3 protein-coding genes are annotated in these 1,168 nt (G+C 69.0%); all 3 read left to right on the forward strand.

Going from position 1 to position 1,168, the window contains the following annotated elements; translation table 11 throughout:
• Positions 1 to 108: 108 nt before the first annotated feature.
• From ACTS11_RS03130 to grxD, 3 genes are read left to right on the forward strand one after another with little or no spacing between them, the layout of a single operon-like run.
• Positions 109 to 345 (forward strand): BolA/IbaG family iron-sulfur metabolism protein, encoded by a 237-nt coding sequence (locus ACTS11_RS03130; protein WP_442638886.1) that lies wholly within the window; start codon positions 109 to 111, stop codon positions 343 to 345.
• Positions 342 to 479 (forward strand): hypothetical protein, encoded by a 138-nt coding sequence (locus ACTS11_RS03135; protein WP_442638887.1) that lies wholly within the window; start codon positions 342 to 344, stop codon positions 477 to 479. The genes ACTS11_RS03130 and ACTS11_RS03135 overlap by 4 nt, the downstream gene beginning before the upstream one ends.
• Before the next feature lie 32 nt (positions 480 to 511).
• Positions 512 to 874, forward strand: coding sequence for a Grx4 family monothiol glutaredoxin (gene grxD, locus ACTS11_RS03140; protein ID WP_442638888.1), 363 nt, complete (start codon positions 512 to 514; stop codon positions 872 to 874).
• The last annotated feature ends 294 nt before the right edge of the window (positions 875 to 1,168 follow it).

Genomic DNA, 1,168 nt, shown 5'->3' on the forward strand with positions numbered 1-1,168 from the left:
CGGGAGACCTGGGAAGGCGCCTTCGCGGCGCATTTCGGCTGAAGAGCGCTTGCGCGGGCAAGGACCCGGTTCTACATTTTTCCCGAGCGAAGCGATCAGGAAAGCCAGATGCCCATAACCGCAACCGAGATCGAGCGCATGCTCCGCGAGAGCTTCCCGCAGGCGCAGATCAGCGTCGAGGGCGACGATGGCGCCCATTTCGCGGCGCAGGTGATCGACGAGAGCTTCCGTGGCATGAACCGGGTTCAGCAGCAGCGCGCCGTCTATGCCGCGCTCAAGGGCAAGATGGACGGCTCGAACGGCGAGTTGCACGCGCTCGCCCTGACCACGCGGGCGCCGGCATGATCGCGGTGGCGGGGCTCGCGCTCGGCGCGGTCGCGGCGGCGGTGATCCTGCGCGGGTTGCGCGCGCAGGCGGCGCGGGAGAAGCGGCCGGTGCCGATCCCGGTCCGCACGGACGACCGCGAGCGGCGCCGCTAGAGACAGACACGGGAACAAGGGAAGGGCCCGACATCATGGACGCGAAGACGCGGATCGAAGAGACGGTGAAGGCGAACGACGTGGTGCTCTACATGAAGGGCACCAAGGCCATGCCCCAGTGCGGATTCTCCAGCCGGGTGGCGGGCGTCCTCAACTACATGGGCGTCGACTTCACCGACGTGAACGTGCTGGCCGACGAGGAGATCCGGCAGGGGATCAAGGAGTATTCCGACTGGCCGACGATCCCGCAGCTCTACGTGAAGGGCGAGTTCGTGGGCGGCTGCGACATCGTCACCGAGATGACGCTTTCGGGCGAGCTGGACCAGCTCTTCGAGGAGAGCGGCGTGGCCTATTCGAAGGAAGCGGCGGAGAAGATCCGCGAGGCGAACGCCTGAGCGGTTTCGCCGCCTGTCGGCGGCGACAGTTCCGGGTGGTTCGCCGCCCTCGGCGGCGACCGGCTTGGGTTTTCGCCGCCTTCGGCGGCGACCGGGGCGAGGGGGTTTCACCCCCTCGCGCTCCCCCGCGTATTTTCGGAAAGATGAATGGGCTGGGCGGTCACGCGCAGGCGGCGGGCGGACCTTCGGCGTGCTCGATCTCCGTGAGGCGGGCGAGCGTGGCGCGGGGCAAGGCGCCGAGCGCCACGGTGCGGCCGAGGACGAGGCCGGGCGTGCCCGGCAGCCCGAGGAGAC

Origin of the sequence: Roseicyclus sp. (assembly GCF_052168335.1) — a bacterium.
Lineage (GTDB): Bacteria > Pseudomonadota > Alphaproteobacteria > Rhodobacterales > Rhodobacteraceae > Roseibacterium.

Bases quoted from the DNA above. Each gene is read 5' to 3' on its own strand.
- ACTS11_RS03135 (WP_442638887.1), top strand. From the start codon at position 342: ATGATCGCGGTGGCGGGGCTCGCGCTCGGCGCGGTCGCGGCGGCGGTG.
- ACTS11_RS03130 (WP_442638886.1), top strand. From the start codon at position 109: ATGCCCATAACCGCAACCGAGATCGAGCGCATGCTCCGCGAGAGCTTC.